We start from the raw sequence: 24,011 nt of genomic DNA, 5'->3' as shown, positions 1-24,011 counted from the left end.
CACCATGCTCCCGACTGAAGAACAGACACAAATCCGCGACATGGCCCGGCAGTTCGCCCAGGAACGCTTGAAGCCGTTCGCCGCCGAATGGGACCGCGAGCATCGTTTCCCCCGGGAAGCCATCGATGAAATGGCCGAACTGGGCTTTTTCGGCATGCTGGTGCCGGAGCAGTGGGGTGGCTGTGACACCGGTTACCTGGCCTACGCGATGACCCTGGAGGAAATCGCCGCCGGCGACGGCGCGTGCTCGACCATCATGAGCGTGCACAACTCGGTGGGCTGCGTGCCGATCCTCAAGTTCGGCAACGATGAGCAGAAGGCAAAATTCCTCACGCCCCTGGCCAGTGGCGCGATGCTCGGCGCGTTCGCCCTGACCGAGCCACAGGCCGGTTCGGACGCCAGCAGCCTCAAGACGCGGGCGCGCCTGGAGGGCGATCATTACGTGCTCAACGGTTGCAAGCAGTTCATCACGTCCGGGCAGAACGCCGGGGTGGTGATTGTGTTCGCGGTGACCGATCCGAGCGCCGGCAAGCGTGGCATCAGTGCGTTCATCGTGCCGACCGATTCGCCGGGCTACAGTGTGGCGCGGGTCGAAGACAAACTTGGCCAGCACGCGTCCGACACCTGCCAGATCCTCTTTGAGGAGGTGAAGGTGCCGGTGGGCAATCGCCTGGGGGAGGAGGGCGAGGGCTACAAGATCGCCCTGGCGAACCTGGAAGGCGGACGGGTGGGCATCGCGGCGCAGGCGGTGGGCATGGCCCGCGCCGCGTTCGAGGCGGCTCGGGACTATGCCCGGGAACGCGCAAGTTTCGGCAAGCCGATCATCGAGCACCAGGCCGTGGCGTTCCGCCTGGCAGACATGGCGACCCAGATCGCCGTGGCCCGGCAAATGGTGCACTACGCCGCCGCCCTGCGAGACAGCGGTCAGCCGGCACTGGTGGAGGCTTCCATGGCCAAGCTGTTCGCCTCGGAAATGGCTGAAAAAGTCTGCTCCATGGCGTTGCAAACCCTGGGCGGTTACGGTTACCTCAACGACTTCCCGCTGGAGCGGATCTATCGCGACGTGCGGGTCTGCCAGATCTACGAAGGCACCAGCGACATTCAGCGCATGGTCATTTCGCGCAATCTGTAGGAGCTGCCGCAGGCTGCGATCTTTTCCTGTCAATTGAGTCTTGAACGAAAGAACAACGTCAAAAGATCGCAGCCTTCGGCAGCTCCTACAGGGCATCGAGCCAAATACAGTGCTTAACAGGAGTCATACATGAGCTACGAAACGATTTTATTGGAGATCAAGGACCGCGTCGGCCTGATCACCCTCAACCGTCCCCAGGCATTGAACGCCTTGAATGCGCAGATCGTCAGCGAACTGAACCAGGCGTTGGACGGCCTGGAGGCGGATCCGAAGATTGGCTGCATCGTGCTGACCGGCTCAAAAAAAGCCTTTGCCGCCGGTGCCGACATCAAGGAAATGGCCGAGCTGACCTACCCGCAGATCTACCTGGACGACCTGTTCAGCGACAGCGACCGCGTGGCCAACCGCCGCAAGCCGATCATCGCGGCGGTGAACGGCTTCGCCTTGGGCGGTGGTTGTGAGCTGGCATTGATGTGCGATTTCATCCTGGCCGGCGACAACGCCAAGTTCGGCCAGCCGGAAATCAACCTCGGCGTGCTGCCGGGCATGGGCGGCACCCAGCGCCTGACCCGCGCAGTGGGCAAGGCCAAGGCCATGGAAATGTGCCTGACCGGGCGCTTTATCGATGCGGTGGAAGCCGAGCGCTGCGGCATCGTCGCGCGGATCGTGCCGGCTGATGAGCTGCTGGACGAGGCATTGAAAACGGCGGCGTTGATCGCCTCCAAGTCGGTGCCCATCAGCATGATGGTCAAGGAAAGCGTCAACCGTGCCTTTGAAGTCAGCCTGTCCGAAGGCGTGCGTTTCGAGCGCCGGGTATTCCACGCAGCGTTTGCGACGCAGGATCAGAAAGAAGGCATGGCGGCGTTCGTGGCCAAGCGGGCGGCGGAGTTTCAGGACAAGTAACGCGGCGTTCTCACTGACGCTATCGCGGGCAAGCCTTGCTCCCACAGTGGGTCTGGAGTGTACGCAGCATTTGTGTACACCGCTAAACCCTGTGGGAGCTGGGCTTGCCCGCGATGGCGGCGGCACATTCAGCCTATAAATGACTGATACACCACTATCGCGGGCAAGCTTTGCTCCCACAGGTCCGTGACCTGACACAGTATTCTGTGTGCAGCGCAGATTCAGTGGGAGCAAGGCTTGCCCGCGATGCTTTTCTTACCATCACACCAGGTAGTGCTTCAGCTCCCGGGCAATCACCATCCGCTGTATTTCGCTCGACCCTTCATAAATCTGGGTAATCCGTGCATCGCGGTAGTAGCGCTCTACCGGATAATCCTCGAGATACCCGTACCCACCATGAATCTGTATGGCCGAGGAGCAGACTTTCTCAGCCATTTCCGAGGCGAACAGCTTGGCCTGGGAGGCTTCCGACAGGCACGGCTTGCCGGCGCTGCGCAGGCGGGCGGCGTGGAGGATGAGCAGGCGGGTGGCGTTGATGCGGGTATGCATGTCGGCCAGCAGGTTGGCGATGCTCTGGTGCTCGATGATCGGCTTGTCGAACTGTACGCGATCGCGCGCGTAAGCCAGCGCCGCTTCAAAGGCGGCCCGGGCAATGCCCAAGGCTTGCGCAGCGATACCGATGCGGCCGCCTTCCAGGTTGGAGAGGGCGATGGCCAGGCCTTTACCGCGAGCCCCCAACAGGTTGGCCTCGGGGATGGTGCAATTGCTCAAGGTGACTGCGCAGGTATCCGAGGCGCGGATGCCCATTTTGTGTTCAGTGCGATCGACGATGAAACCCGGCGTATCGGTGGGCACCAGGAACGCCGAAATGCCTTTTTTGCCTAGATCCGGGTCCGTCACGGCAAACACAATCGCCAATTTCGCTCGCTTGCCATTGCTGACGAACTGCTTGGCGCCGTTGATGACCCACTGACCATCGCGCAATTCGGCCCGGGTACGCAGGTTGTGGGCTTCGGAGCCGGCCTGGGGCTCGGTCAGGCAGAAGCAGCCAATGGCCTGGCCACTGGCGAGATCGGCCAGCCATGTCTGCTTTTGTTCGTCGGTGCCGAAATTCAGCACCGGCCCGCAACCCACCGAGTTGTGGATGCTCATCAGTGCGCCGGTGGCACCGTCGCCCGCGGAGATCTCCTCCACGGCCAGGGCATAGGCCACATAATCGACGTAGGTACCGCCCCATTCTTCCGGCACCACCATCCCCAACAGGCCCAGTTCACCCATCTTCGCCACCAGGCCATCGTCAATCCAGCCGGCCTTTTCCCACGCCTGGGCGTGAGGGGCGATTTCACCACGGGCGAAGTCCCGGGCCATGTCGCGGATCATCACTTGTTCTTCGGTCAGTTCGAGGTCATGCATGGCTCAGTTCCCGTGGTCGTCGAAGCCGTCGAAGAAACTCGCCACATGGTCGGCGTCCAGCGCCTCCAGGGTCGGCGGGTTCCAACGCGGGTTCTTGTCTTTGTCGATCAGCAAGGCGCGCACGCCTTCGATCAGGTCACCGCGCTCGAACCATTGTTGGTCCAGATGCAGTTCCAAGGAAAAACAGTCTTCCAGGCTCAAATGCCGACCGCGCCGCAGCATTTCCAGGGTCACGGCCATGGCCAAGGGGGAGCGGGTGTCCAGCAGGTCGGCAGTCTTTGTCGCCCATTCGTGGCTGTTGGCGACGGTGACCTGCCGCAACTGCTCGACCATGCTCGGCACGTCGGGCAGGCTAAAGAAATGGTCGATGGCTGGCCGCAAGTCGGCCAGGGGTGGGGCAGGCAGTTGTTGCACACCGAGTTTGGCCAGCAGGCTTTGCAGGTCCTTGAGTGGTGTATCACCCCATTCCAGGCGATCGAGGCGCGCGTCGAGTTGTTCAAGCTTGCGACTGTCCAGATACCAGTCGGCCAGCCCGCAATACAAGGCGTCAGCCGCACGGATCTGCACGCCGCTGACGCCCAGGTAGATGCCCAGTTCGCCAGGAATGCGCGGCAGGAAGTAGCTGCCGCCCACATCCGGGAAGTAACCGATGCCGACTTCCGGCATGCCCAGGCGGCTACGTTCGGTCACCACCCGCAGGTCGGCTCCTTGTGCCAGCCCCATGCCGCCGCCCAGCACGAAGCCGTCCATGAAGGCGAGGATCGGTTTGCGGTAGTGATGAATTGTCAGGTCGAGAGCGTACTCCTCGACGAAGAAATCCTCATGCAGGGTGTCGCCCTGCTTGTGGCTGTCGTACAAGGAACGGATATCACCGCCAGCGCAAAACGCCTTCTCGCCTGCGCCACGCAGTACCACGGCGCGGATCTGTGGGTCGAGAGCCCAGGTATCGAGTTGTTGTTGCAAGCTGCGCACCATGCCCAAGGTAAGGGCATTGAGGCCGGCGGGGCGGTTCAGGGTCAAATGGCCAATGTGATTGCGAACTTCGACCAGCACCTCAGAGGCCGCAGTTTCGAGGGTTTCCGCAGCTTGTGATGAAACCTGAGCTGTCATCGCTAACTCCCTGCTTTTATTCTTCTTTATGAATTGTGTCGCGCGTATCCATTCAGGATCGTACCAGTGCAAATTTGCATTGCACAACCGGGATACGTGCAGGTCCTTCCTGCATATTTATAGCAGCCAAAGGCTCAACCGCGACTAGAGAGAACCTCCGCGATGCTACGGCGCTTGGCATTTCGCTCGCTGGCGTGGATCAATTGCTCAAGATCTTCCGGCGTGACGTCAAAGAATGCTTCCATTTGCGCCAAGGCCAGTTTCAGGTCTTCGGCCGTAATGGCCTGGCGGTCGACGGGAGGGTGGTCAGCCGGTATGACGGCCACCGGTTCGTTGGCACGCTTGGGATAGCGCACCCGCGTCAGGTTGTTGTAGGCCAGCGCAAAGGCCAGCAGCCCGGAACCGGCCAGCATGGCCGCACCGACGGCCTGCCAGTCCAACGCGATGATAGAAGGGGCGGCCAGGACCAACGTCGCCGCCAGGGCGCCTGCCGGCGGATGCAAGCAACGCAGCCAGCACATCAATACCAGTGCCATGCCAGCCGCCAGGCAGGCGCTACCCAACGTGCGGCCCAATACATGGGCCACCAGCAGCGCCACGACCGACGCACACAGGTAACCGCCGACGATCGACCAGGGCTGGGCGAGGGCGCCCGATGACACCGCAAACAACAGCACGGCCGAGGCGCCGAGGGGGCCGATCAGGTGTTGCGCTACCTCGAGGCCAAATACTTGCCCGCAAAGCCAGACACTGAACATCGTTCCCAGCGCCATGCCGATGGCGGCGCGGCTCCATTCGGTGGGACGGGTGTTGATAGCAGCGGGGAACCAGCGAGAGAGCATTAAGTGAAAATCCAAAAAAAACGAACAAAAAAAGGGGCTTACGGGAGAATCCCAGAAAGCCCTTTAAGTGTTCCAACAGTTGGGGGAGGAACGGGGCACAGTGTGCCGATCCCGCCCCTTGCTTACAAATTCATATTAATGCTGGTTGAGTGCATTAATTTTGAGGTAAGGCCACCGCTCATGCGCTTCTCGAAGCGGGGAACCACGTTTGCTGGGCAACAGGCAGGTTTCGCGATTGCCCGCGACCCATCGGGAAATAGGTGAAGCCCTTGTCGGCCATGCGCTCGGGGTCGAACAGGTTACGGCCGTCGAATATCACCGGGGCCTTGAGCCGTTGCTGGATCAGGTCGAAGTCCGGTGCCTTGAAGGGCTGCCATTCGGTGCAGATGACCAGCGCGTCGGCCCCCGGCAACACCGATTCCGGCGTGCCCATCAGCATCAGTTTGGGCTCGTCGGGGTAGAGCAACTGCGTTTGCTGCATGGCTTCCGGGTCAAACGCGCGGACGCTGGCACCCGCGGCCCAAAGCGATTCCAGCAAGGTGCGACTCGGTGCGTCGCGCATGTCGTCGGTGTTGGGCTTGAAGGCCAGGCCCCACAGGGCGAAAGTCTTGCCGCGCAGGTCGCCCTGGTAGAACGCGTTGATCCGCTCGAACAGCTTGTGTTTCTGCCGGCCGTTGATGGCTTCCACTGCTTGCAGCAGGTCGCTGGAGCAATGAGCCTGTTCGGCGGTGTGGATCAGGGCACGCATGTCTTTGGGAAAGCACGAGCCGCCGTAGCCGCATCCCGGGTAAATGAAGTGATAACCGATGCGCGAGTCGGCGCCGATGCCCAGGCGCACCGACTCGATGTCGGCTCCCAGGTGTTCGGCCAGTTCGGCGATCTGGTTGATAAAACTGATCTTGGTCGCCAGCATGCCGTTGGCGGCGTATTTGGTCAGCTCGGCGCTGCGCAGGTCCATGAACAGAACCCGGTCGTGGTTGCGGTTGAACGGGGCGTACAGGTCGCGCATGGTTTCGCGCACTTCATCGCGCTCGCAGCCGATCACGATGCGATCCGGACGACGGCAATCGGCGACCGCCGAGCCTTCCTTGAGAAATTCGGGGTTGGAGACGATATCGAACTGCAGCAAGCGACTGGCCTTGAGCAGGCATTTGTCGATGTGCGCCCGCAGAACATCGCCGGTGCCCACCGGCACGGTGGACTTCTCCACCACGATGAGCGGTTGCTCGCGGTGGCGGGCGACAGCCTCGCCGACGGCCAGGACCTGGGCCAAATCGGCACTGCCATCGTCCCTGGAAGGCGTGCCCACCGCGATAAACAGCACCTGGCCGTGCTGCACGGCAAGCTGTTCGTCACTGGTAAAGTGCAAGCGACCGGCCTCCAGGCCTTCACGCACCAGCGTGGCCAGGCCGGGCTCGAAAATACTCACCTGGCCTTGGCGCAGGCTGTCGACCTTGCGCTCGTCGATGTCCATGCACACCACGTCATGGCCCACTTCGGCCAACACCGCGGCTTGTACCAAGCCCACGTAGCCACTTCCGAATACACTGATTTTCATGGCGGACTCCCTGGGTCATTCCGTGCGAGCGACATTCACAGCCGGCGTTCGCCGCTGTGCGCTCGGCCCAGAATAAGTCGGGGATGTTGCAGTTCACTTACAGCCCGCTGAAATCTTGGTCGCCAATCGGTACGCTGCCGGCAACTGCGCGACGAACTCGCCCACCACTTCCCGGGTCAGGCTGACGATGTCTTCCACCCGTTCCATTCCCGCGCCGGTCCGCCAACTGGCCACGATGTCCATGACCGATGGCAGCGGCACACCGTCCACTAACGTCAATGTGCCTTGGGCCAGTTCGCCGACAACCAGCGCGGCCGGCATGGCACCAATGCCAAAACCGTCGCGAACCAGGCGGGTGATGGCCGAGGCCGAGTTCACACAGTTGATGCGTGGCGAGACGATGTTGGCCGAATGCAGCAGGTTGAGAATGTCCTGGTGGGGGCGTGAGTTGCGCGAGAACGTCACGATGCGTTCCTGGGACAAGTCTTCCAGCGATGCATAGGACCGGTCATAGGCCGAGCCGGTGCGCACCACCCAGTGCATCGGGTAACGGGTCAGCAGGGCGTTGCGCACGCTGTCCAGGCGCAGGATGTCGGTCTGGAAAATGATGTCCTGGTAGCCTTTCTCCAGTTGCGAGCACAGGTTGCTCGCGGTGTCGGCCGACAGTTCGATTTCCAGGGCCGGGTAACATTCCATCAGGCGTGTCACCAAGGGGCTGAGCCAAGTGTGGATCACCGTATCCATCGCACCGATGCGGATCCGGCCGCGCACCTGGCGTGGGTCCTTGATCACGGCTTTCATGCTTTGCATGGTGTCCATGATGCGCTCGGCGTACTCCAGCACGCGCTGGCCTTCGGAGGTCAGCGACACACCTTTGGAATCGCGCACGAACAGGCGCACGCCCATTTCGTCCTCCAGGGCGGCGATCCGACTGGAAATGGACGCCTGGGTGGTGAACAGCTTTTCCGCGGTAAGGCGAAAGCTCTTCAGGCGGGCGACCCAGACGAAGGTTTCGAGAAACTTGATGTTCATTTGGGGCGATTCCTTGAAACAGTCATGCAGATTTCTGAAAGCGCACGGGCGGCCTGATCAAAGATCTTCCAGGTACCGGATAACGTCCTGAAGCGCACCTGAATCCGGCACGTTATCGATAATCGCTTCAGGCCGGCACCATGGGTACTCCAGCCGCGATGCCCAGGCCATGATCATCGGCAGATCGGTCGCCGACAGGGTCTTCATGTGTTCGATGGTGATGGTCAGTCGCTCGGCCAGGCTCAACACTGGATCGAACTGCCAGTCATACAGGCCACAACCGACGCGTGCCTGGCCACTGTTCTTGTCGGACATCGCCACCAGCCATTTGCACTGGAACGCCTCGGCATTTGCCGGTGGCGGGGCGGCCAGGCAGAACGTGTAGACGTTTTCGAAGGTCTGGCCAAAGCGACTGACCAGCACGTCGCCGATGGCGGTACGGCCTTCGACATGGTCGGGAAACGTGATGGAACCGGTGCGCACGACCATGTGCAAAATAGCAGTCGGCGTGAAAGCCTGGTCCAGCAGGTGAGGGCGGTTGCCGTCCTTGGCGCTGATGTACTGTTGAATCGATCGCTGAGCGGTGTTCATCGTGTGTCCCGTCAAGTTGAAAAACAGCCTCGTTCGAGGCTTACAAGTCACTGTTCCATAAGTCCGTCACCAGCATGCAGCCCGGGGCGTGGGTGATGCACAGCGGTGGACGTGAGGCCTGGACCACCGATTGAGGCGTTACGCCGCAGGCCCAGAACACCGGGATCTCATCCGCTTCCACCGGCACGGCATCGCCGTAATCCGGCGAGTCCAGGGATTGAATGCCGATCAGTGACGGATCGCCGATGTGCACCGGGGCACCGTGGACGTTGGGCATGCGCCCGGTAATCTGGATCGCCTGGATCGCTGCGGCGGCTTTCATCGGCCGCATGGTCACCACCATTTTGCCAGACAGGCGGGCGGTCGGACGGGTGTCGATGTTGGTCTGGAACATCGCGACATTGCGCCCCAACTCAATGTGTCGCAAACGGATGCCGGCCTCCAGCAGGGGTTGTTCGAACGAGAACGAGCAACCGAGGGCGAAGGCCACCAGGTCGTCCTGCCACAGGTGTGCGATGTCCAGCGGCGCTTCGCTCAACTCGCCGTGGCGGTAGACCCGGTATTGAGGCACCTCGTGGCGGATATCGATGGCGGGACCCAGGTTGCGCAAGAACGGATCGCCTGGCTCGGTCACGTCGAGTACCGGGCAGGCCTGGCGGTTGAGGGTGCAGTAGCGCAGGAATTCATTGGCCCAGTCGCCGGGCAGGATCACGATATTGGCTTGCACGCGGCCCTGGCCCAGGCCGCTGGTATGGCCCTGGTATTGGCCGGCGGCGATGTTTTGGCGCAGGGCCAGGGGCGTGCATTGCTGCAGTTGTTCGAAGGACATCATTACGGGGCTCTCCAAGCGGTCGTTCGCTACTTTGAGAACACCGTGGCGATGGCGTCCAACAAGGAATATTGGTACCCCGTGACAACAAAAAGTTATTCAAGAGGTGGCTGGCTGTTCAGCCCGGGAGCCACCACCATGCGTTGCGGCCCGACATCAACGGCGTACTGGCTGACCACCTGGCGACTCATCTGGACGATGTTCTCGATCAGTTCCAGGCCGACACCCGCGCGCCACGAGGCAACGACGTCGAGTTGGGGCAGGGCGGTGCCGGGTTCGAGCTGGATCAATTCGCCGCTGGACAGGGGCTTGGCCACCAGCGCGGCGGGCAAGGCGCCGATGCCGAATCCGTCGCGAATCAATCGGGTCATGGCCGACACCGAGTTGACGCAACTGACCCGCGGCGCACTCACGCCATGGGCGTACAACAAATTGAGTACATCCTGATGCGGTCGCGAATGCTTGACGAAGGTGATGATGCGCTCGCCGGCCATCTCCACCAGCGACGCATAGGGGCGGGCGTAGATCGACTGGCTGGCAGCGATCCAGTGCATGGGGTAGTGACCCAGTTCCAGGTTGCGCACGCTTTCATGGCGGACCAGATCGGTCTGGAACACGATGTCCAGGTAGCCTTTCTGCAATTGCTCACAGAGATTGCGCGCGGCATCGGCGGTGATTTCGATTTCCACGGCGGGGAAGGCTTGCATCAGCATCGACATCAAGGGGCTGAGCCAGGTGTGAATCACCGTGTCCATCACGCCGATGCGCACCAGGCCTTGTTGCGGGCTGGTGGTGTCCAGTGACTGCTTCAACGCCCGCTGCACGTCGAGCATCTGTTCGGCGTAGTCGAGCACCTTGAGGCCTTCGGGTGTCAGCGAAACCCCGCGTGAGTCCCGTACGAACAGGCGCAGGCCCAACTCCTCTTCCAGCGAAGCGATCCTGCTGGAGATCGCCGCCTGGGTGCTGAACATCTTCTCGGCGGTGAGGCTGAAACTCTGTAGCCGGGCGACCCAGACAAAGGTTTCGAGGAATTTGAGGTTCATGGAGGCTCTCTGGGTGCGTGTGGTTCTTATGATTGCAATTATTTTGCAATTGTTACTCCACATCGGGCCAACGGGCGCATCAAATTTTCTTATGTCCGATCCGGCTTTTTTCCCGTTTGACGTTGTGCCGATTCGCCGCAAAGAATCCGCTCCACGACCCAGGCCCACTGCGTCGGCATCCCATGACAACAATAACGAGGCGTGCGCACAGCCCTGGAGGGTTCGCTCGCGCCCATAAAAGGAGCGCGCCATGCAACACGCCACATTCCTTCGTTGGACCTGCACTTCGGCGAGCACCTTGCTCGGCCTGAGTCTGATTGGCGTGCCGAACGCCCAGGCCGACTTCATCGCCGACAGCAAAGGCAGCCTGGAGGCCCGCAACTTCTATTTCAACCGCGACTTCCGCCAGAAGGGAGCACGGGATAAGGCCGAAGAATGGGCGCAGGGCTTTTTGCTGCGGATGGAGTCGGGATACACCGCCGGAACCGTGGGTTTGGGCCTCGATGCCTTGGGCATGGCCGGCTTCAAACTGGACTCTGGGGGCGGTACAGCGGGCACCAACCTGTTGCCGGCGGATTTGTCTGGCGGCTCACAAGACCGCTATGGCGAACTGGGCCTGACCGCCAAAGTCCGCGTTTCCAACAGCACCTTGAAGCTGGGAACCTTGCAGATCAAGGACCCGGCGGTGAGTTCCAACGACACGCGCCTGTTGCCGGGAACCTTCAAGGGCGGCTTGCTGAGCGTGCAGCAAATCGATCGCTTGAAGCTGACCGCCGGGCAACTCACGCAGATCAACTTTGTCGACTCCACCGACTACCAAGACATGACCGCCAACCGCATCGGCGGCAGCAGCGACAAGTTCCAGTTCGCCGGAGCGGACTATCAGTTCCTGCCGAACCTCACGGCGCAATACCGCTATAGCCTGTTGGAAGACATCTACCAGCAAAACTACCTCGGCTTCGTCCACACCCTGGACCTGGGCGCAGGCCAGTCGTTCAAGAGTGACGTGCGCTATTCGCGCAGCACCGAAGACGGCAGTTTTCGCGAACTCGACAACCAGGCCTTCGGCGCCCTGTTTACCTACAGCCTGGCGGGGCATGCGTTGGGCCTGGGCTACCAGCGCATGAGCGGCGACGATCCGTTCCCGTACATCGGACGCAGCGATCCCTACCTGGTCAACTTTGTGCAGATCGGCGACTTCGCCAACATCGACGAGCGCTCCTGGCAAGCGCGTTATGACTACAACTTTGCCGCCATTGGCGTACCTGGGTTGACCTTTATGACCCGCTACATCACTGGCGACAACGTCCAGCGCAGCGCACCGGGCGAAGGCAAGGAATGGGAGCGCAACACGGATATCGCCTATGTCGTGCAGGACGGCACGTTGAAGGGGCTGGGCTTGAAATGGCGCAACGCGACGGTGCGCTCGAATTTTGGCAACGACCTGGATGAAAACCGGTTGATCGTCAGCTACACGATGGCGCTTTGGTAAGCTCCCGACAAAATTTTGGCCAAAGCTTGCCCCCGCTGGGCTCTGTAGGAGCTGGCGAAGCCTGCGATCTTTTGATCTTGATCTTGATCTTGATCTTGATCTTTCGCTTGAGATTCAAGTGTCAGGGGAAAGATCGCAGCCTCGTTGCACTCGACAGCTCCTACACAGCTCCTACACAGCTCCACACAGCTCCTACCAGCTCCTGCACAGCTCCTACACAGCTCGTGCACAGTCCTTTCAGCCGAGCGGGCGCACGTGTCATCTTTACCGAACTCGATCAATGGCGTCGTTACGGGTATACAGGTGCTCTTCGAAAGGGATTTACCGGAAACAAAGGAGCTGTTGTTGTGATTTACCTGATACGTCATGCCACGCCGTTGATCGATTACAAGCCCTGCAATGCGCATTCAGCCAAGCTGCTTCTGGATGAATACAATCAGACCTCATCCATCGACGAAGACGAAATTGCCGCATTCCTGAGACAACCGGACTTGTCTCAAGTGCTTTTGGCGACCGAAGCCAACATCATTTCCTCGCCCGTAAACAGAGCCTACGCGACGGCATGCCAGCTATTCGATGCCACACGTATCCAACAGGATGTTCGATTACGCGAGTACGACCTGCGGCTGAGCAGCATTCCCGTCTTGAAAATGGGTTTGAGGCGTTGGTTCGCGTTGCACAGGATCCTGTGGTTGCTGGGGATTTCAATGGGGGCCGCCAGCCTAAAAGCCGAACACCAGCGGGCGCTCGGTGTCGCCGATGAGCTTTACAAAAGCTGCGGCGAATCAGGGAAGACCACGATCGTTGTCTCTCACGGCATGTTTCTCAGAACCGTCAGGAAAACCCTGCAAAAGCGCGGACTGCAGGCGCGCAGGGTTTATCGCTCGGGGTGTTTTACCGTCGAGTTGCTAACGCCATGACGGGGATTGCTCGGCCACCAGCAGCAATGACTGCGGCATCGGGCTTTGTGGGTGCTGCGGTTCCTGCAGGCCGACCAGTCGAAAGCCGGCCATGTCCAGTGCATTGAGCCAACTGGACAACGTCCGGAAATACCACGGCATGGGTTGCCATTGGCCCTTGAACCCATCGAAGGTTTCTTCTCGCCAACCGTCCTGATAATCGCCTGCGGCCATGGTCCATGGATGCAGCGTCTGAACCACCAGCGCGCCGCCTGGGCAGAGCAGGGCGTTCATCGCGGTGAGCAATGGGATGATGTCCTGGTGCAGCAGGGCGAAATTGGCGCAGATCAGGTCGTAGCCGCTGCCGACGTCCACCTTCGCCTCCACCAGCGCGTCATAGCTTGCCAGATGCACCGACGAGGAACCCGCCGCCCGCGCCGCATCGACCAGCGTCGCGTCACCATCCACACCAACCGCTTCGATGCCCCGTTCAGCCAGCGCCCGCAACAGCCAGCCTTCGCCGCAGCCCAGATCGAGCACGCGCTCGGGCTGGCGGCTCTGCACCGCCAGTAGCATGGCCTGGTCCGTGACCGTCAGCCGGCTTTCGATAGCCCCCGTGCGGATGGCTTCGATCCAGGACTGGGCGTTGTGGTGCCAGCTTTGGAGGAGGGTGGCTTCCGAGGACGACATTGATCCAGCTCCGCAATGGATTGGCTAAGCATAGGCCAATCGCCTCCTTCCAGGCTTATTCCTTGCGCAACAGCACCCTGGTCACCCGACGTTCTTCAACCTCCATCACGGTCATGCTCCACCCTTGCCAGTTGAGCGTGTCTCCAATGATTGGCAAGCGATCCAGCAGGCTCATCACTAACCCGGCAAGCGTCTGGTAATTTTCCGTTGCTTTCGCCTGGAAGCCGATGTGTTCGCGAACTTGGCTGAGATTCAGGGCACCGCTGACGAGAAAACCCTCTTGCTGGGGAACAATGTTCGGGCCTTCGATTTCACTGGCATCCGGCAGTTCACCTGCAATGGATTCCAGGATGTCAGTCATCGTGAGAAGCCCCACGAAGTCACCGAACTCGTTCACCACGAACGCGATGTGGGTCGACTCCTTACGCATTTGCTCCAGTGCATTAAGGATCGTGAAGCTGTCGAGCAGGTTGACGACTTTGCGCGCCATGACTTCCAGATTCGGCTGATTGCCTGCCAGTATTTCCTTAAGCAGTTCCTTCTTATGGACAAAGCCTAGTGGCTCATCCACGCGTCCATCCCGAATCAACGGCAAGCGGGAGTAAGAAGAGTGCATCAGCGCCGTACGGATTTCTTGCGCAGCATCTGCCAAGTCGAGGTAGTCGATTTGCGCACGAGGCGTCATCACACTGCGTATCGGGCGCTCGGCCAATTGCAGCACGCCACTGATCATGACCCGTTCGCGCCGATGGAAAACCTGCTCCGGTTCGTCGCCTTCCAGCATGTCGGCGATTTCCTCGCCGACTTCATCGGCCCCCAGCTTTTGACCGCCCAGCAGGCGCAACACCGCATGAGCGGTACGCTCGCGCATCGGCCGTAGACCTTGCAGGCTTTTCTTGCGACGCGAGCGCGCCAGCTGGTTGAACAATTCAATCAGGATCGAGAAACCAATCGCGGCGTACAAGTAGCCTTTCGGGATGTGAAAACCAAGGCCCTCAGCGGTGAGGCTGAATCCGATCATCATCAGGAAACCCAGGCACAGCATAATGACGGTAGGGTGGCCGTTGACGAATTTTGTCAGCGGTTTACTCGCGATCATCATCAAGCCGATAGAGAACATCACTGCGATCATCATGATCGACAGGTGCTCCACCATACCCACGGCGGTGATCACCGCATCCAGGGAAAAAACCGCGTCCAGTACCACAATCTGCGCAACGATAGGCCAGAACATCGCATAGGCGGCATTGCTGGAACGTTGCGCCACGTGGCCCTCGAGTCGCTCATGCAACTCCATGGTTGCCTTGAACAACAGGAACACGCCGCCGAACAGCATGATCAAGTCCCGTCCCGAGAATGTCTTGCCGAATATCTCGAACAGCGGGTTGGTCAACGTCACCATCCAGGAGATGCTGGCGAGGAGGCCAAGGCGCATCAGCAACGCCAGGGACAGGCCGATGATACGGGCACGGTCGCGCTGCTCGGGCGGAAGTTTGTCCGCGAGGATGGCGATGAATACGAGGTTATCGATGCCGAGCACCAGCTCCAACACGATCAAAGTCAGCAGGCCCAGCCATGCCGTGGGGTCGACGATCCATTCCATGGGTTATTCGCTCCCTCGGATGATCAATGTGAGGGAAGGGTGCTGCAACGAGCGTATGTGGGGCGCAGGGGCGACGGAGGGAAAACGGTTCTTCGAAAGGCGACTGGGAGGTTCCTGGAGGGTGTTCATACAGACCTGGAAATAATAGGGGAAGAAATCCTACAACGGTTTCCAATACTTCATACGAGACGATTTATTACAGGATCTGACAGGGCAGTGATTGATGAGAAAGCTGCGCGTTGTATCTGCTCCGGAAAAGAGGGCCGCATTCGCGCCTCTTTTCTTGATCTCGCACCACGGCGTTGGCAGCGGTGGTCTATGACTTCAGCCCCAGCCGTGACGGAGAGCATGCAGGCGGCGCCCGTGAGGTCAGCTCGCTTTATACGGACCCGCCGATGCGTGTTGATTGGTCCCGATATCTCTGGCTTGTCGCTACGGTATTGCATAAACCTTGAACAGCTTTTTGGCGGTGCTGCTGGCGCCACCCAAATACTTGTCGAATGCCTGCTCAATCTCGCCGGAGCGATACATTTCACTCAGCGTCGTGTCGACCAGCAAGCGGAAATTTTCATCGTCTCGATCCACCGCCATTGCTGTCGGTGCGTATTCAAAAATACGATCCAGTAGAACCAGATTCCCGGCGGCATAATTTGTATTGAGCAGGTTCTCGAGCATCATGCGTTCAGCGAAGAAGGCGTCGGCCTTGCCTTCGGAAACCTGTTTAAGGCCTGTGTCGGTGTTCTCTACGGTGACCAGAGTGGCCACCACACCCAGCAATCGCATTTGCTGGTGGAGCCATGTCTCGGAGACTCCGCCGGCGAGGGTGGCATAGGTCTGGTTGGACAACCCACGGTTGACAGTCGCTCGCCAGGTTGGCCCGGTACGAGCCACCTTGCCATTAAGCACATTGAGCAACGCCTCGGATGCATCCTGGCGCACCACGACCGAGAGGCCGGCGGTATAGATCGGTACCGAGTAGCTCACAGCCTTGCGCCGCTCCAGTGTGGGAGGGGTCGGCGTACAGAGAATGTCGATCTTGCCCGAGCTGACGGCGCTCATCTCGTCGGTGACCGTGACGGGCTGGTAACGTATCTCCAGCCCGGGCAAACCCAGCTCGGTCTTGACCTTGTCGGCGATTCTCAGGCAGATATCTATGGCATAACCCTTGGCTTTATCCTCCGCCTGGACGCTAAAAGGGGCGAAGTCCGGCCGATAACCGAGGGTGAAAGTATTGCTTGCCCGCACGCGCTCAAGGGTATTGGCAGTAGCGAGTACCGGTGCCAGCGTGAGCAGGCACACAAGCAGCAGGTCATTGGCTTTGGTCAGTTTCGCGTTCATATTCTGGTTCCCCGAATTCAGATGAAAGTGCTGTCCTGAAATCAACGGTCAAGGGTTGTCGGCCCGGGTCTGAACGGTTGGCGGTGTCTCGACAAAACGTTTGGCGAGAAAGCCATAGAGCAAGTAGCCGAACGCAAGGACCAGGGTGCCACCGAATACCGCATCCTTGCCGCAGGAATAGAGGGCGTACAACGAATAGGCCACGGCTATCAGTAACAGCGCCGTGTTGCGGGTGTATACGCTTGTACTGACTTTGGCTTTGTACATCATGACCAGCAGGCCAGTGGCCGCCGTCACGTAGGGGATCAAGTTCGTCACAGCCGCCAGGCTCACCAGCTTTCCGAATTGCGCACTGGCATTGGGCGAAATGGTCGACAGCGCCAACAAGGTCTGCAACACCCCGCAGACGAGCATGCCGACAATGGGTGCGTTCCGTGCGCTGACCTTGCTGAACAGTTTTAGAAACATGCCCTGGTCAGCCGTCATCTTGGCCGTTTGCGCCAAGGTGAACTGCCAGCCAAGCAGCGAGCCGACACAAGCTATCACCGCCAGCGCCATGATGATATTGCCCACGAGAGGGTTGAACATTTGCGCATAGACCAGCGCAAAAGGGGCCGATGAATTGGCCAGTTCGGCGTTGGGTATGATGCCCTGGATGACCGTGGTCGACAGCACATAGACCACTGCCGCTCCCAGCGTGCCTAACAGGCAGGCCAGCGGCACAGTACGCTTGGGATCTTCTACCGCATCGGAGGCTTGCGCGGCTGACTCCATGCCGAGGAAGGCCCACAGGGTCAGGGGAATAGCTTTGCCAATGGCTTCGGAGATTGGCAGGTTGTTCGGGTTCCAGGCTTCAGCCAGCACTTCGGGTTTGAACCAGAACCAACCGATGATGCTCAAGCCTGCCACCGGAATGATCACGCCCCATACGGTAATCGCACCGATTTTGCCGGTGATTGCGGGGCCACCAAAGTTGGCCACGGTGGTCAGCCAGAGCAAGCCGACGGTTCCTATGAACAGCGGAATGGCACCACTGCCCAACCAGGGCAGGAACGATGTCATGTACCCCACCGCAGAGATGGCGACCGCCACGTTGGCGATGGCCAGCGAAAGGAAGTACAAGTACGAGCAGAGAAAGAAGCCTGATTTGGCATGCGCCTCTTCGGTATAGGCGGACAAACCGCCTGAGCGCGGACAGTAGATGCCGCACTGGGAAAAACAGTAAGCGATGGCCATGGAACCTATGGCGGTGACGATCCATGACAGCAATGAAACGGCACCGAGTTGCGCCATGCTCGTCGGTAACATGATGATGCCCGACCCCATCATGTTCACCGTCACCAATGTAGTGAGCCCCATGAGGCTCATTTTCTTGTTTGAGTCGGCCATCGGAAACTCCTTGATCTGTGCAACGCATTGACCCTGAGTCCGGCGCTTGACGACTCGTCGGGGAAAGGGCTGAACCTCAGTTTTTGACCACATAGACCTTGTAGGTTGGCCGACCCGAGCTGTCACGCTCGATCTCCACACCATGATTGTCATGTTCGAAGCCTGGGAAATGGCCATCGAACAGCTCCATCGCCAACAAGTAATCGACGATGGCCTTTTTATCGGCCCCCGCTTTTTCTCCGGGCATCATCAATGGAATGCCCGGCGGATAAGGCACGATCTGCACGGCCACGGTGCGATCCAGCATGTCGCACACTGCGATCTGCTCAATATCGCCTTTTACCAATCTGGCGTAGGTGGCCCGAGGCGAAGCGACCGGGTCCGGCAGCAAGGTGTAGGCCGCATCCATGTTGCGCAGCATCTGTGAGCTGATCATGTCCTGGTGCATGGCTTCGGCCAGGTCCTTGAGCCCCATATCGCTATAGCGCTCGGCGTGGTTGTGGACCAACTCGGGCAGGACCTGCTCCAGCGGCGTGTTGCTCTCATAGTGTTTCTTGAACTCCATCAAACCGGCGATCAGCGAGCCCCATTTACCTTTGGTCACGCCTAGGCTGAACAGCACGAGAATTGAATACGGCTCGGTTTTCTCGACCACGATGCCGCGACTGGAGAGGAAGGACGACACTAGCGGTGCGGGGATACCGCTGTCCTCCATCCGGCCCTCGACCGTCTGGCCAGGCGTCAGCACCGTGACCTTGATCGGGTCGAGCATGCAGTAATCAGTGCCCAAGTCACCGAAGCCATGCCAACTGGCCTCCGGTTTGAGTACCCAGGCATCGCCGTGGTGCAGAACTTCAGGGTTGAGTTCAGCAAAAGAAACACCATTGACTTCATCGGGTTGCCAGACACCAAACCACCAATCACTGCCATCTCGCTCTCGTATCTCATTGCTCAGGCGGGCCATGGCCAGGCGGAAGGCGATCGCCTCGTCGATGGACTCATCGGTCAGGTAGGTCCCTGCGTCATCCATCATTTTTGACGAGACATCAATCGAGGCGATGAGGCTGTATTGCGGGGACGTCGAGGTGTGCATCATGAAAGCTTCGTTGAACAGGGCCGGCTTGACTTCAACCTTTCCCGATCGGACATGGATCATCGAAGCCTGTGAAAGCGCTGCCAGTAACTTGTGGGTGGAGTGAGTGACTGTGACGGTGGCATCGTCAGGATAGCGTTCGCCACGGTGCATGCCATACCGGCCTTCGTAAAGCGGGTTGAAGCGCGCATAGGCATACCAGGCTTCGTCGTAGTGGATACGGTCAACGCTCTGGCTCAGCTCGCGAGTGGTGGTTTGCACGTTATAGCAGAGGCCATCGTAGGTCGAGTTGGTCAGGACCGCGAGCACGGGGCGCGCTTGTTTATCGGTCACCAGCGGGCTGTCGGCGATTTTTCGGGCAACTGCAGCCGGCGTCAGTTCCATAAACGGGACCGGACCAATCAGACCCCGAGCATTGCGTCTTGGACGCAAGTACAGCGGCACCGCCCCGGACATGTTCAACGCATAGTTCAAAGACTTGTGACAATTGCGATCGACCAGCACGGTGTCGCCGTCGGTCACTGCCGAATGCAGGACGATCTCGTTACTCGCCGAACTGCCTCCGACCGAGAAAAAGGTGAAGTCGGCACCGAACACCCGAGCAGCATACTTCTCCGCTTCATCTATGGGGCCTGAGTGGTCATTCAGCGACCCCAATGGACCGACCGATACACTGAGGTCGGAGCGAAGCATCTGCTCACCATAGAAATCGAGGAACGTACGTCCGACAGCAGTTTTCATAAATGCGGTGCCGCCGGTATGGCCAGGGGTATGCCAGGAATACTCGTGCGTATCGGCAAAGTTGACCAATGCGCCGAAGAACGGCGGCAGGATAGTATCCAGGTAGCGGCGGGCTGCCGCTTCTATGCGCCCGGCAATGAACTCGGTGCTGTCTTCAGGCTGCCAGATAAACCCGTCAATGCATTCGATAAATGCCAACGGTACCCGGCTCTGATGGGCGTGGCTCATCCCCAGCATGATCGGTAGATGAGCCGTTCGCCGGCGCATCAGCTGGATAAGTTGCAGAGCCTGATCAGGCGCGTTCTCACACAGCCCCCAGCCAATGATCGCGCAGCAGTAGGTCGAGTTTGCCTTGATGGCGATTAGGGCCTCTTCAAGAGATCTTACCCATTCAACTGCCATTTCATTCTCGTGCAGCGCTGTGGCGATGGATTTGACACTGCGCACCAGAATGTTGTCGTCGGTTTCCAGAGCATTGGCCACGATCAATACGGGGAAGCGCTGCGCCAAGTCGGCGGGTAACCGTGTTTGCGAGCGACTCATGGGCGCCTCCCTTGGAATCGAGTTGAAATCGCATTTATCAGGGGCGATGCCTTTCTGCCACAGGAGGCTCGCCAGGATGCCGGCATGGGTCTTGTTGGTGCTGCACATGTTTGCGCGGAACAGTGTTGTTAAAGGAAACAATTTTGCGGGTAATAGGGAGGCCATTACGAACCGACTTGCTGGTGGCGATCTTTAAGTCGTTCACAAATCTAGCTCCCAATAGGCACAATTGTGCGGATGCCCATTTCAGGTAGTCGGTATTTTCACTTTACCTTTCCCCAAAAAAAACATGTGTATCAGGCTTGAGAAAGTTGCTTTATCGATTGAGGTAATTCGTTCTGAACGAGCGGTGGGCCTTTGGAAAACTCTTGGGTCTTCACCTCCGGTATCAGAGAGTGCGGCGCATTAATTCGTGCGTTCAATCGCTCGACAAAAGATACCGCTCCCTCACGACTATGGAAACTTACGGCCCACAGATCCATGTGAACCCACCAGCGATTTTGTGCAGGATCTTTTTCAATATAGATGTTCATTATGGCGCTTCGGCAATGCAGGGTTGAATCATCCCGACCTATGCAGAGTCATCCTCCGTCTTCTGAGTACGCCGACGGTGAGCAATCCATGGCCTTGCGTTACTGTCAGCGTGTACTCGATCAACCGGAAAACTATTGATCAGGATCAACATTGCTCACCTTTCTATCCATCGTCCAATACCATACATCGGACACTAATATGCTTGCTCAATACCTGTTCTGCGCGTACACGATCAGACTTTGTCATCAGACTCGAGAATCTTGTGCCAAGCTCAAGGATGTTGATCAAGGTCGCGGCATTCAAATGCCAGCAAAGTAAACATCAGGAAGCCCATGAGATGAACGTCACCCATGCAACGCACGTCCGTCGGGAGTTCTACAAAGCAGTGTGGTTCTACTTTCATGTGGTCTGGCCGATTTTGTCTCTACTCATTTTTTTAATTGTGCTATTCGGTCTCATTATCAGCTATCTGGAAACATGGCATCCTCTTGACGGCATCTATTTTGCCTTCGTGACGGGTTTGACCATCGGTTACGGGGACTTCGCGCCGAAGTTGGCCATCTCTCGCGTACTTGCGATCCTGCTCGGTTTTAACGGCATTCTGATGACTGCAATATTTGCATCGATCAGTATCCGAGCCATCGAAATCGCAGTACGAACGGTAGATTCGGAAAAGTAGAGCGTTTGGTTCTGCCGCTAGTCCTCTGGCGAGGCACGTACCCACTGCCAGAACAGTTGATAACCGACAGCAAGCACCACCGGGCCGATGAACAACCCGATGATGCCGCTGGTGACCATGCCCCCCAAAGCACCGATCAGTACCACCGGCATCGGCACATCGACACCGCGTCCCAACAGCAGTGGCTTGAGTACGTTGTCCACCAGGCCGGCGACGAAGACATAGAGGGAGAACACGATGGTCGCCGTGCTGGCACCCTCGGTAACGAAAACGAAGACGATCACCGGAACGGTAATCAGTGTCGCCGGCAGCTGAATGATGCCGATCAGCAGCACCGCCAGGGCCAACAGACCTGCGCCGGGGATACCCATGACCACAAAGCCGACACCAATGAGCATCATCTGGATGAAGGCAATGCCGACCACCCCCATTGCCACGGCACGGATGGTGGCCGTGCACAGTGCAGCAATTTTCGGCCCCCTGATCGGACCGCTTAAGCGCGAAGCGATCTGCACCGCGCTACGACTGCCGTTTTCCCCATGGGCCATGATTATTCCGGCGATGACCAGGGCGAAGATGAAGCTGATCAAACCCATGCTGACCCCGGCGAGCTTGCTCAACAGTGTCAGGCTGACCCCTTTGATCTGCGGTACGAGCTTGTACATAAGTTCGGGCAGGTCGGAGGCGGCCTGCAGCCAGAGGTCATACAGCGGCTTGCCCACAAGTGGCCACGCGGCGACTGAATCGGTCGGAGGTGGAACGTGTAAATTGCCGCTCTTGAGCAGCCCCATGACACTGTTCACCGAGTCGGCGATGGAGGTGCCCAACAGATAGATCGGTACCATGAGAATACTGATGGTACTGAACACGATCAGCGTCGAGATGTACCCGTCCTTTTGCCCCAGCATGTCCTTCAGTCGGCATTGCAAAGGATAGAGTGTGATCGCCAGAATCAGTGACCAAAGCATCAGATCCCGAAACGGGCTGAATATCTGGAAGCAAAAAATCACCAGAACGGCAATCAGCCCGGCACGAATCAGCACGTCGAGCAGACTACGAGAAAACGTTTTCTCAACGACCGGTGAAGGCTCCATTGATTGTCTCCTTGCAGAGGGCTGCAGAGGTATGCAGTAGGTTCGCGGCTAGCGTTTAAAGTTTGTCCGCCTCGGTCACCCAACCTCCGCCTGTCGCCTTGTAAATATCGATCATGGCGGTAAACACCGACGCCCGGGTTTGGGTGTAATTCAACTCGGCATTGAACAGGCTCCGTTCTGCATCCAGGACTTCTATGTAGCTGGTGTACCCGTTGTCGTAGCGCAGTCGCGCAAACCGGGTGTAGGTACGCAACGCCTCGACCTGATTGGCTTGGGAAGCCATCTGCTCGCGGGATCTGCTCGCCGCCACCAACGCATTTTCTACATCCCTGAAGGCTGATTGAATCGACTGTTGGTAGACCAGCAAGGTTTGTTGTTGAAATGCCTCGGCCTGTTGGACCTCACCGGCGATCCCTCCGGCGGTGAAAATGGGCATGCTCGCGGCGACGCCGTAAGACCAGGTCGCAGCTGGCCCGGTGAACAAATTCGAAAGTTGATTACTGACTGAGCCCAACAGCCCAGTCAGGGATATCGTCGGAAAATACAAGGCCTTGGCAGCACCGATACGGGCATTGGCGGAGATCAGGTCCAGTTCAGCCCGACGTAGATCGGGGCGTCGCTCCAGCAGGTCCGAAGGCAATCCGGCGGGGACCGATGGTAGGGTGAGTTGCGTCAGATCACGACCTCTGATGATCGGTCCTGGATTACGCCCAAGTAGCACCGCCAGATTATTTTCCTGTTGCGCCACCTGGGACTCGAATTGCGATATAGAAGCTTGGGTGCGCTGGAACTCGGAGAGGTTTTGCGCCAGTTCCATTTCGGAAATGGTCCCGGCGCCAAAGCGCAATTTAAAAATTTCGTAGGAGTCGCCACGGGCCTTGGCGGTGGTGCGGGCAATTTCCAGTTGCCGGTCAAGATCGCGTAGCGTTATGTAGCTCGATGCCACCGACGATACCAGGCTCAGAATGACCGTGCGCCGACCTTCCTCTGAGGCCAGCAAGTCCGCACGCGCCGACTCATTGAGCCGCCGTAGACGCCCCCAGACGTCCAACTCCCAGCTCATATTGAGGGTGGCCTGGTAGTTTTTGTAAATCGGATCGACGCCAGAGTCCAATGGTACTGGGCCGTTGTCGCGCGGTGCCCTGGAGCGACTGCCTTGCGCCCCGATGCCGATTTGCGGAAACATCTGCGAGCGCACCACGCCATAACGCCCCTGGAATTCTTCGACCCGGGCGGCGGCAATCTTGATGTCCTTATTCTCGGCCAGCGCGCTGCGGATCAAGTCATTGAGCACCGGATCCTCGAACTGTTCCCACCACAGGGTGTTGGACAGATTGTTGGCCTCCTGGTCCGCATAGCGATAGGCAGCCGGGGCGTCTGTGGTGGGGCGCTGGTAATCCGGGCCGAGCATGCAGCCCGTCAGACCCAGGCAAATCAACAACGGCAGATGAAGTGTGCGCATC

Annotated in this window: 21 protein-coding genes; 5 read left to right on the top strand and 16 right to left on the bottom strand. The window is 58.9% G+C overall.

The window, feature by feature from the left end; genetic code table 11:
- Nucleotides 1–4 precede the first annotated feature (4 nt).
- The gene (locus GFU70_RS13965) at nucleotides 5–1,132 is read left to right on the top strand and encodes an acyl-CoA dehydrogenase (protein WP_058542155.1); all 1,128 of its coding nucleotides are present in this window, start codon (nucleotides 5–7) and stop codon (nucleotides 1,130–1,132) included.
- A gap of 129 nt (nucleotides 1,133–1,261) precedes the next feature.
- Nucleotides 1,262–2,035 (top strand): enoyl-CoA hydratase, encoded by a 774-nt coding sequence (locus GFU70_RS13960; protein ID WP_058542156.1) that lies wholly within the window; start codon nucleotides 1,262–1,264, stop codon nucleotides 2,033–2,035.
- Between the two features lie 261 nt (nucleotides 2,036–2,296).
- Here the strand turns inward: GFU70_RS13960 and GFU70_RS13955 are convergent, their stop codons facing one another.
- The 8 genes from GFU70_RS13955 to GFU70_RS13920 all read right to left on the bottom strand — a co-directional run bounded on the left by GFU70_RS13955 (nucleotide 2,297) and on the right by GFU70_RS13920 (nucleotide 10,453).
- Nucleotides 2,297–3,448 (bottom strand): acyl-CoA dehydrogenase family protein, encoded by a 1,152-nt coding sequence (locus GFU70_RS13955; RefSeq protein WP_153388247.1) that lies wholly within the window; start codon nucleotides 3,446–3,448, stop codon nucleotides 2,297–2,299.
- 3 nt (nucleotides 3,449–3,451) lie between these two features.
- Entirely contained in the window at nucleotides 3,452–4,558 is a 1,107-nt protein-coding gene (locus tag GFU70_RS13950; RefSeq protein WP_058542158.1) for an enoyl-CoA hydratase/isomerase family protein, read from the bottom strand.
- Between the two features lie 134 nt (nucleotides 4,559–4,692).
- The gene (locus GFU70_RS13945; RefSeq protein ID WP_058542159.1) at nucleotides 4,693–5,400 is read right to left on the bottom strand and encodes an HPP family protein; all 708 of its coding nucleotides are present in this window, start codon (nucleotides 5,398–5,400) and stop codon (nucleotides 4,693–4,695) included.
- Between the two features lie 178 nt (nucleotides 5,401–5,578).
- The gene (locus GFU70_RS13940; protein WP_058542160.1) at nucleotides 5,579–6,958 is read right to left on the bottom strand and encodes a UDP-glucose dehydrogenase family protein; all 1,380 of its coding nucleotides are present in this window, start codon (nucleotides 6,956–6,958) and stop codon (nucleotides 5,579–5,581) included.
- Between the two features lie 93 nt (nucleotides 6,959–7,051).
- Entirely contained in the window at nucleotides 7,052–7,990 is a 939-nt protein-coding gene (locus tag GFU70_RS13935; RefSeq protein ID WP_153388246.1) for a LysR family transcriptional regulator, read from the bottom strand.
- A gap of 57 nt (nucleotides 7,991–8,047) precedes the next feature.
- Complete coding sequence (locus GFU70_RS13930; protein ID WP_153388245.1) at nucleotides 8,048–8,581, bottom strand: hypothetical protein; 534 nt, start codon at nucleotides 8,579–8,581, stop codon at nucleotides 8,048–8,050.
- Between the two features lie 40 nt (nucleotides 8,582–8,621).
- Entirely contained in the window at nucleotides 8,622–9,413 is a 792-nt protein-coding gene (locus GFU70_RS13925; protein WP_116642232.1) for a putative hydro-lyase, read from the bottom strand.
- A 92-nt stretch (nucleotides 9,414–9,505) separates the two neighbouring features.
- The gene (locus tag GFU70_RS13920) at nucleotides 9,506–10,453 is read right to left on the bottom strand and encodes a LysR family transcriptional regulator (protein WP_058542164.1); all 948 of its coding nucleotides are present in this window, start codon (nucleotides 10,451–10,453) and stop codon (nucleotides 9,506–9,508) included.
- A 250-nt stretch (nucleotides 10,454–10,703) separates the two neighbouring features.
- Between GFU70_RS13920 and GFU70_RS13915 the strand changes: the two genes are divergently transcribed.
- Both GFU70_RS13915 and GFU70_RS13910 read left to right on the top strand, forming a co-directional pair.
- Nucleotides 10,704–11,945 (top strand): OprD family porin, encoded by a 1,242-nt coding sequence (locus tag GFU70_RS13915; RefSeq protein WP_058542165.1) that lies wholly within the window; start codon nucleotides 10,704–10,706, stop codon nucleotides 11,943–11,945.
- Nucleotides 11,946–12,292: 347 nt separating this feature from the next.
- Entirely contained in the window at nucleotides 12,293–12,865 is a 573-nt protein-coding gene (locus tag GFU70_RS13910) for a phosphoglycerate mutase family protein (RefSeq protein ID WP_153388244.1), read from the top strand.
- Here GFU70_RS13910 and GFU70_RS13905 read toward each other — a convergent pair.
- From GFU70_RS13905 to GFU70_RS13880, 6 genes are all read right to left on the bottom strand, one after another.
- Nucleotides 12,854–13,534, bottom strand: coding sequence for a class I SAM-dependent methyltransferase (locus tag GFU70_RS13905; protein WP_153388243.1), 681 nt, complete (start codon nucleotides 13,532–13,534; stop codon nucleotides 12,854–12,856). The genes GFU70_RS13910 and GFU70_RS13905 overlap by 12 nt on opposite strands.
- A gap of 55 nt (nucleotides 13,535–13,589) precedes the next feature.
- Nucleotides 13,590–15,137 (bottom strand): TerC family protein, encoded by a 1,548-nt coding sequence (locus tag GFU70_RS13900; protein WP_058542169.1) that lies wholly within the window; start codon nucleotides 15,135–15,137, stop codon nucleotides 13,590–13,592.
- A gap of 432 nt (nucleotides 15,138–15,569) precedes the next feature.
- Nucleotides 15,570–16,475 (bottom strand): amino acid ABC transporter substrate-binding protein, encoded by a 906-nt coding sequence (locus GFU70_RS13895; protein ID WP_058542170.1) that lies wholly within the window; start codon nucleotides 16,473–16,475, stop codon nucleotides 15,570–15,572.
- A gap of 48 nt (nucleotides 16,476–16,523) precedes the next feature.
- Complete coding sequence (gene potE / locus GFU70_RS13890) at nucleotides 16,524–17,864, bottom strand: putrescine-ornithine antiporter (RefSeq protein WP_058542171.1); 1,341 nt, start codon at nucleotides 17,862–17,864, stop codon at nucleotides 16,524–16,526.
- A gap of 76 nt (nucleotides 17,865–17,940) precedes the next feature.
- Nucleotides 17,941–20,406, bottom strand: coding sequence for an Orn/Lys/Arg decarboxylase N-terminal domain-containing protein (locus GFU70_RS13885; RefSeq protein ID WP_226921134.1), 2,466 nt, complete (start codon nucleotides 20,404–20,406; stop codon nucleotides 17,941–17,943).
- 131 nt (nucleotides 20,407–20,537) lie between these two features.
- Nucleotides 20,538–20,774 (bottom strand): hypothetical protein, encoded by a 237-nt coding sequence (locus GFU70_RS13880; RefSeq protein WP_081264411.1) that lies wholly within the window; start codon nucleotides 20,772–20,774, stop codon nucleotides 20,538–20,540.
- 338 nt (nucleotides 20,775–21,112) lie between these two features.
- Here GFU70_RS13880 and GFU70_RS13875 point away from each other — a divergent pair, with 338 nt between their 5' ends.
- Nucleotides 21,113–21,454, top strand: a complete 342-nt coding sequence (locus GFU70_RS13875) for a potassium channel family protein (protein WP_058542182.1) — start codon at nucleotides 21,113–21,115, stop codon at nucleotides 21,452–21,454.
- Nucleotides 21,455–21,471: 17 nt separating this feature from the next.
- Here the strand turns inward: GFU70_RS13875 and GFU70_RS13870 are convergent, their stop codons facing one another.
- Nucleotides 21,472–22,548 (bottom strand): AI-2E family transporter, encoded by a 1,077-nt coding sequence (locus tag GFU70_RS13870; protein ID WP_153388242.1) that lies wholly within the window; start codon nucleotides 22,546–22,548, stop codon nucleotides 21,472–21,474.
- A 55-nt stretch (nucleotides 22,549–22,603) separates the two neighbouring features.
- On the bottom strand, nucleotides 22,604–24,010 hold the full coding sequence (locus tag GFU70_RS13865) for an efflux transporter outer membrane subunit (protein ID WP_153388241.1): 1,407 nt from the start codon (nucleotides 24,008–24,010) through the stop codon (nucleotides 22,604–22,606).
- Nucleotide 24,011: the final 1 nt, after the last annotated feature.

It is taken from the genome of Pseudomonas brassicacearum, assembly GCF_009601685.2.
Classification (GTDB): domain Bacteria; phylum Pseudomonadota; class Gammaproteobacteria; order Pseudomonadales; family Pseudomonadaceae; genus Aquipseudomonas; species Aquipseudomonas kilonensis_B.
This window is presented reverse-complemented; position numbering and strand designations above follow the sequence as displayed.

Coding starts and splice junctions, on each gene's coding strand:
- GFU70_RS13965 (WP_058542155.1), top strand. CDS start 5: ATGCTCCCGACTGAAGAACAGACACAAATCCGCGACATGGCCCGGCAG.
- GFU70_RS13960 (WP_058542156.1), top strand. CDS start 1,262: ATGAGCTACGAAACGATTTTATTGGAGATCAAGGACCGCGTCGGCCTG.
- GFU70_RS13955 (WP_153388247.1), bottom strand. CDS start 3,448: ATGCATGACCTCGAACTGACCGAAGAACAAGTGATGATCCGCGACATG.
- GFU70_RS13950 (WP_058542158.1), bottom strand. CDS start 4,558: ATGACAGCTCAGGTTTCATCACAAGCTGCGGAAACCCTCGAAACTGCG.
- GFU70_RS13945 (WP_058542159.1), bottom strand. CDS start 5,400: ATGCTCTCTCGCTGGTTCCCCGCTGCTATCAACACCCGTCCCACCGAA.
- GFU70_RS13940 (WP_058542160.1), bottom strand. CDS start 6,958: ATGAAAATCAGTGTATTCGGAAGTGGCTACGTGGGCTTGGTACAAGCC.
- GFU70_RS13935 (WP_153388246.1), bottom strand. CDS start 7,990: ATGAACATCAAGTTTCTCGAAACCTTCGTCTGGGTCGCCCGCCTGAAG.
- GFU70_RS13930 (WP_153388245.1), bottom strand. CDS start 8,581: ATGAACACCGCTCAGCGATCGATTCAACAGTACATCAGCGCCAAGGAC.
- GFU70_RS13925 (WP_116642232.1), bottom strand. CDS start 9,413: ATGATGTCCTTCGAACAACTGCAGCAATGCACGCCCCTGGCCCTGCGC.
- GFU70_RS13920 (WP_058542164.1), bottom strand. CDS start 10,453: ATGAACCTCAAATTCCTCGAAACCTTTGTCTGGGTCGCCCGGCTACAG.
- GFU70_RS13915 (WP_058542165.1), top strand. CDS start 10,704: ATGCAACACGCCACATTCCTTCGTTGGACCTGCACTTCGGCGAGCACC.
- GFU70_RS13905 (WP_153388243.1), bottom strand. CDS start 13,534: ATGTCGTCCTCGGAAGCCACCCTCCTCCAAAGCTGGCACCACAACGCC.
- GFU70_RS13900 (WP_058542169.1), bottom strand. CDS start 15,137: ATGGAATGGATCGTCGACCCCACGGCATGGCTGGGCCTGCTGACTTTG.
- GFU70_RS13895 (WP_058542170.1), bottom strand. CDS start 16,475: ATGAACGCGAAACTGACCAAAGCCAATGACCTGCTGCTTGTGTGCCTG.
- potE (WP_058542171.1), bottom strand. CDS start 17,864: ATGGCCGACTCAAACAAGAAAATGAGCCTCATGGGGCTCACTACATTG.
- GFU70_RS13885 (WP_226921134.1), bottom strand. CDS start 20,406: ATGGCCTCCCTATTACCCGCAAAATTGTTTCCTTTAACAACACTGTTC.
- GFU70_RS13880 (WP_081264411.1), bottom strand. CDS start 20,774: ATGAACATCTATATTGAAAAAGATCCTGCACAAAATCGCTGGTGGGTT.
- GFU70_RS13875 (WP_058542182.1), top strand. CDS start 21,113: ATGAACGTCACCCATGCAACGCACGTCCGTCGGGAGTTCTACAAAGCA.
- GFU70_RS13870 (WP_153388242.1), bottom strand. CDS start 22,548: ATGGAGCCTTCACCGGTCGTTGAGAAAACGTTTTCTCGTAGTCTGCTC.
- GFU70_RS13865 (WP_153388241.1), bottom strand. CDS start 24,010: ATGCGCACACTTCATCTGCCGTTGTTGATTTGCCTGGGTCTGACGGGC.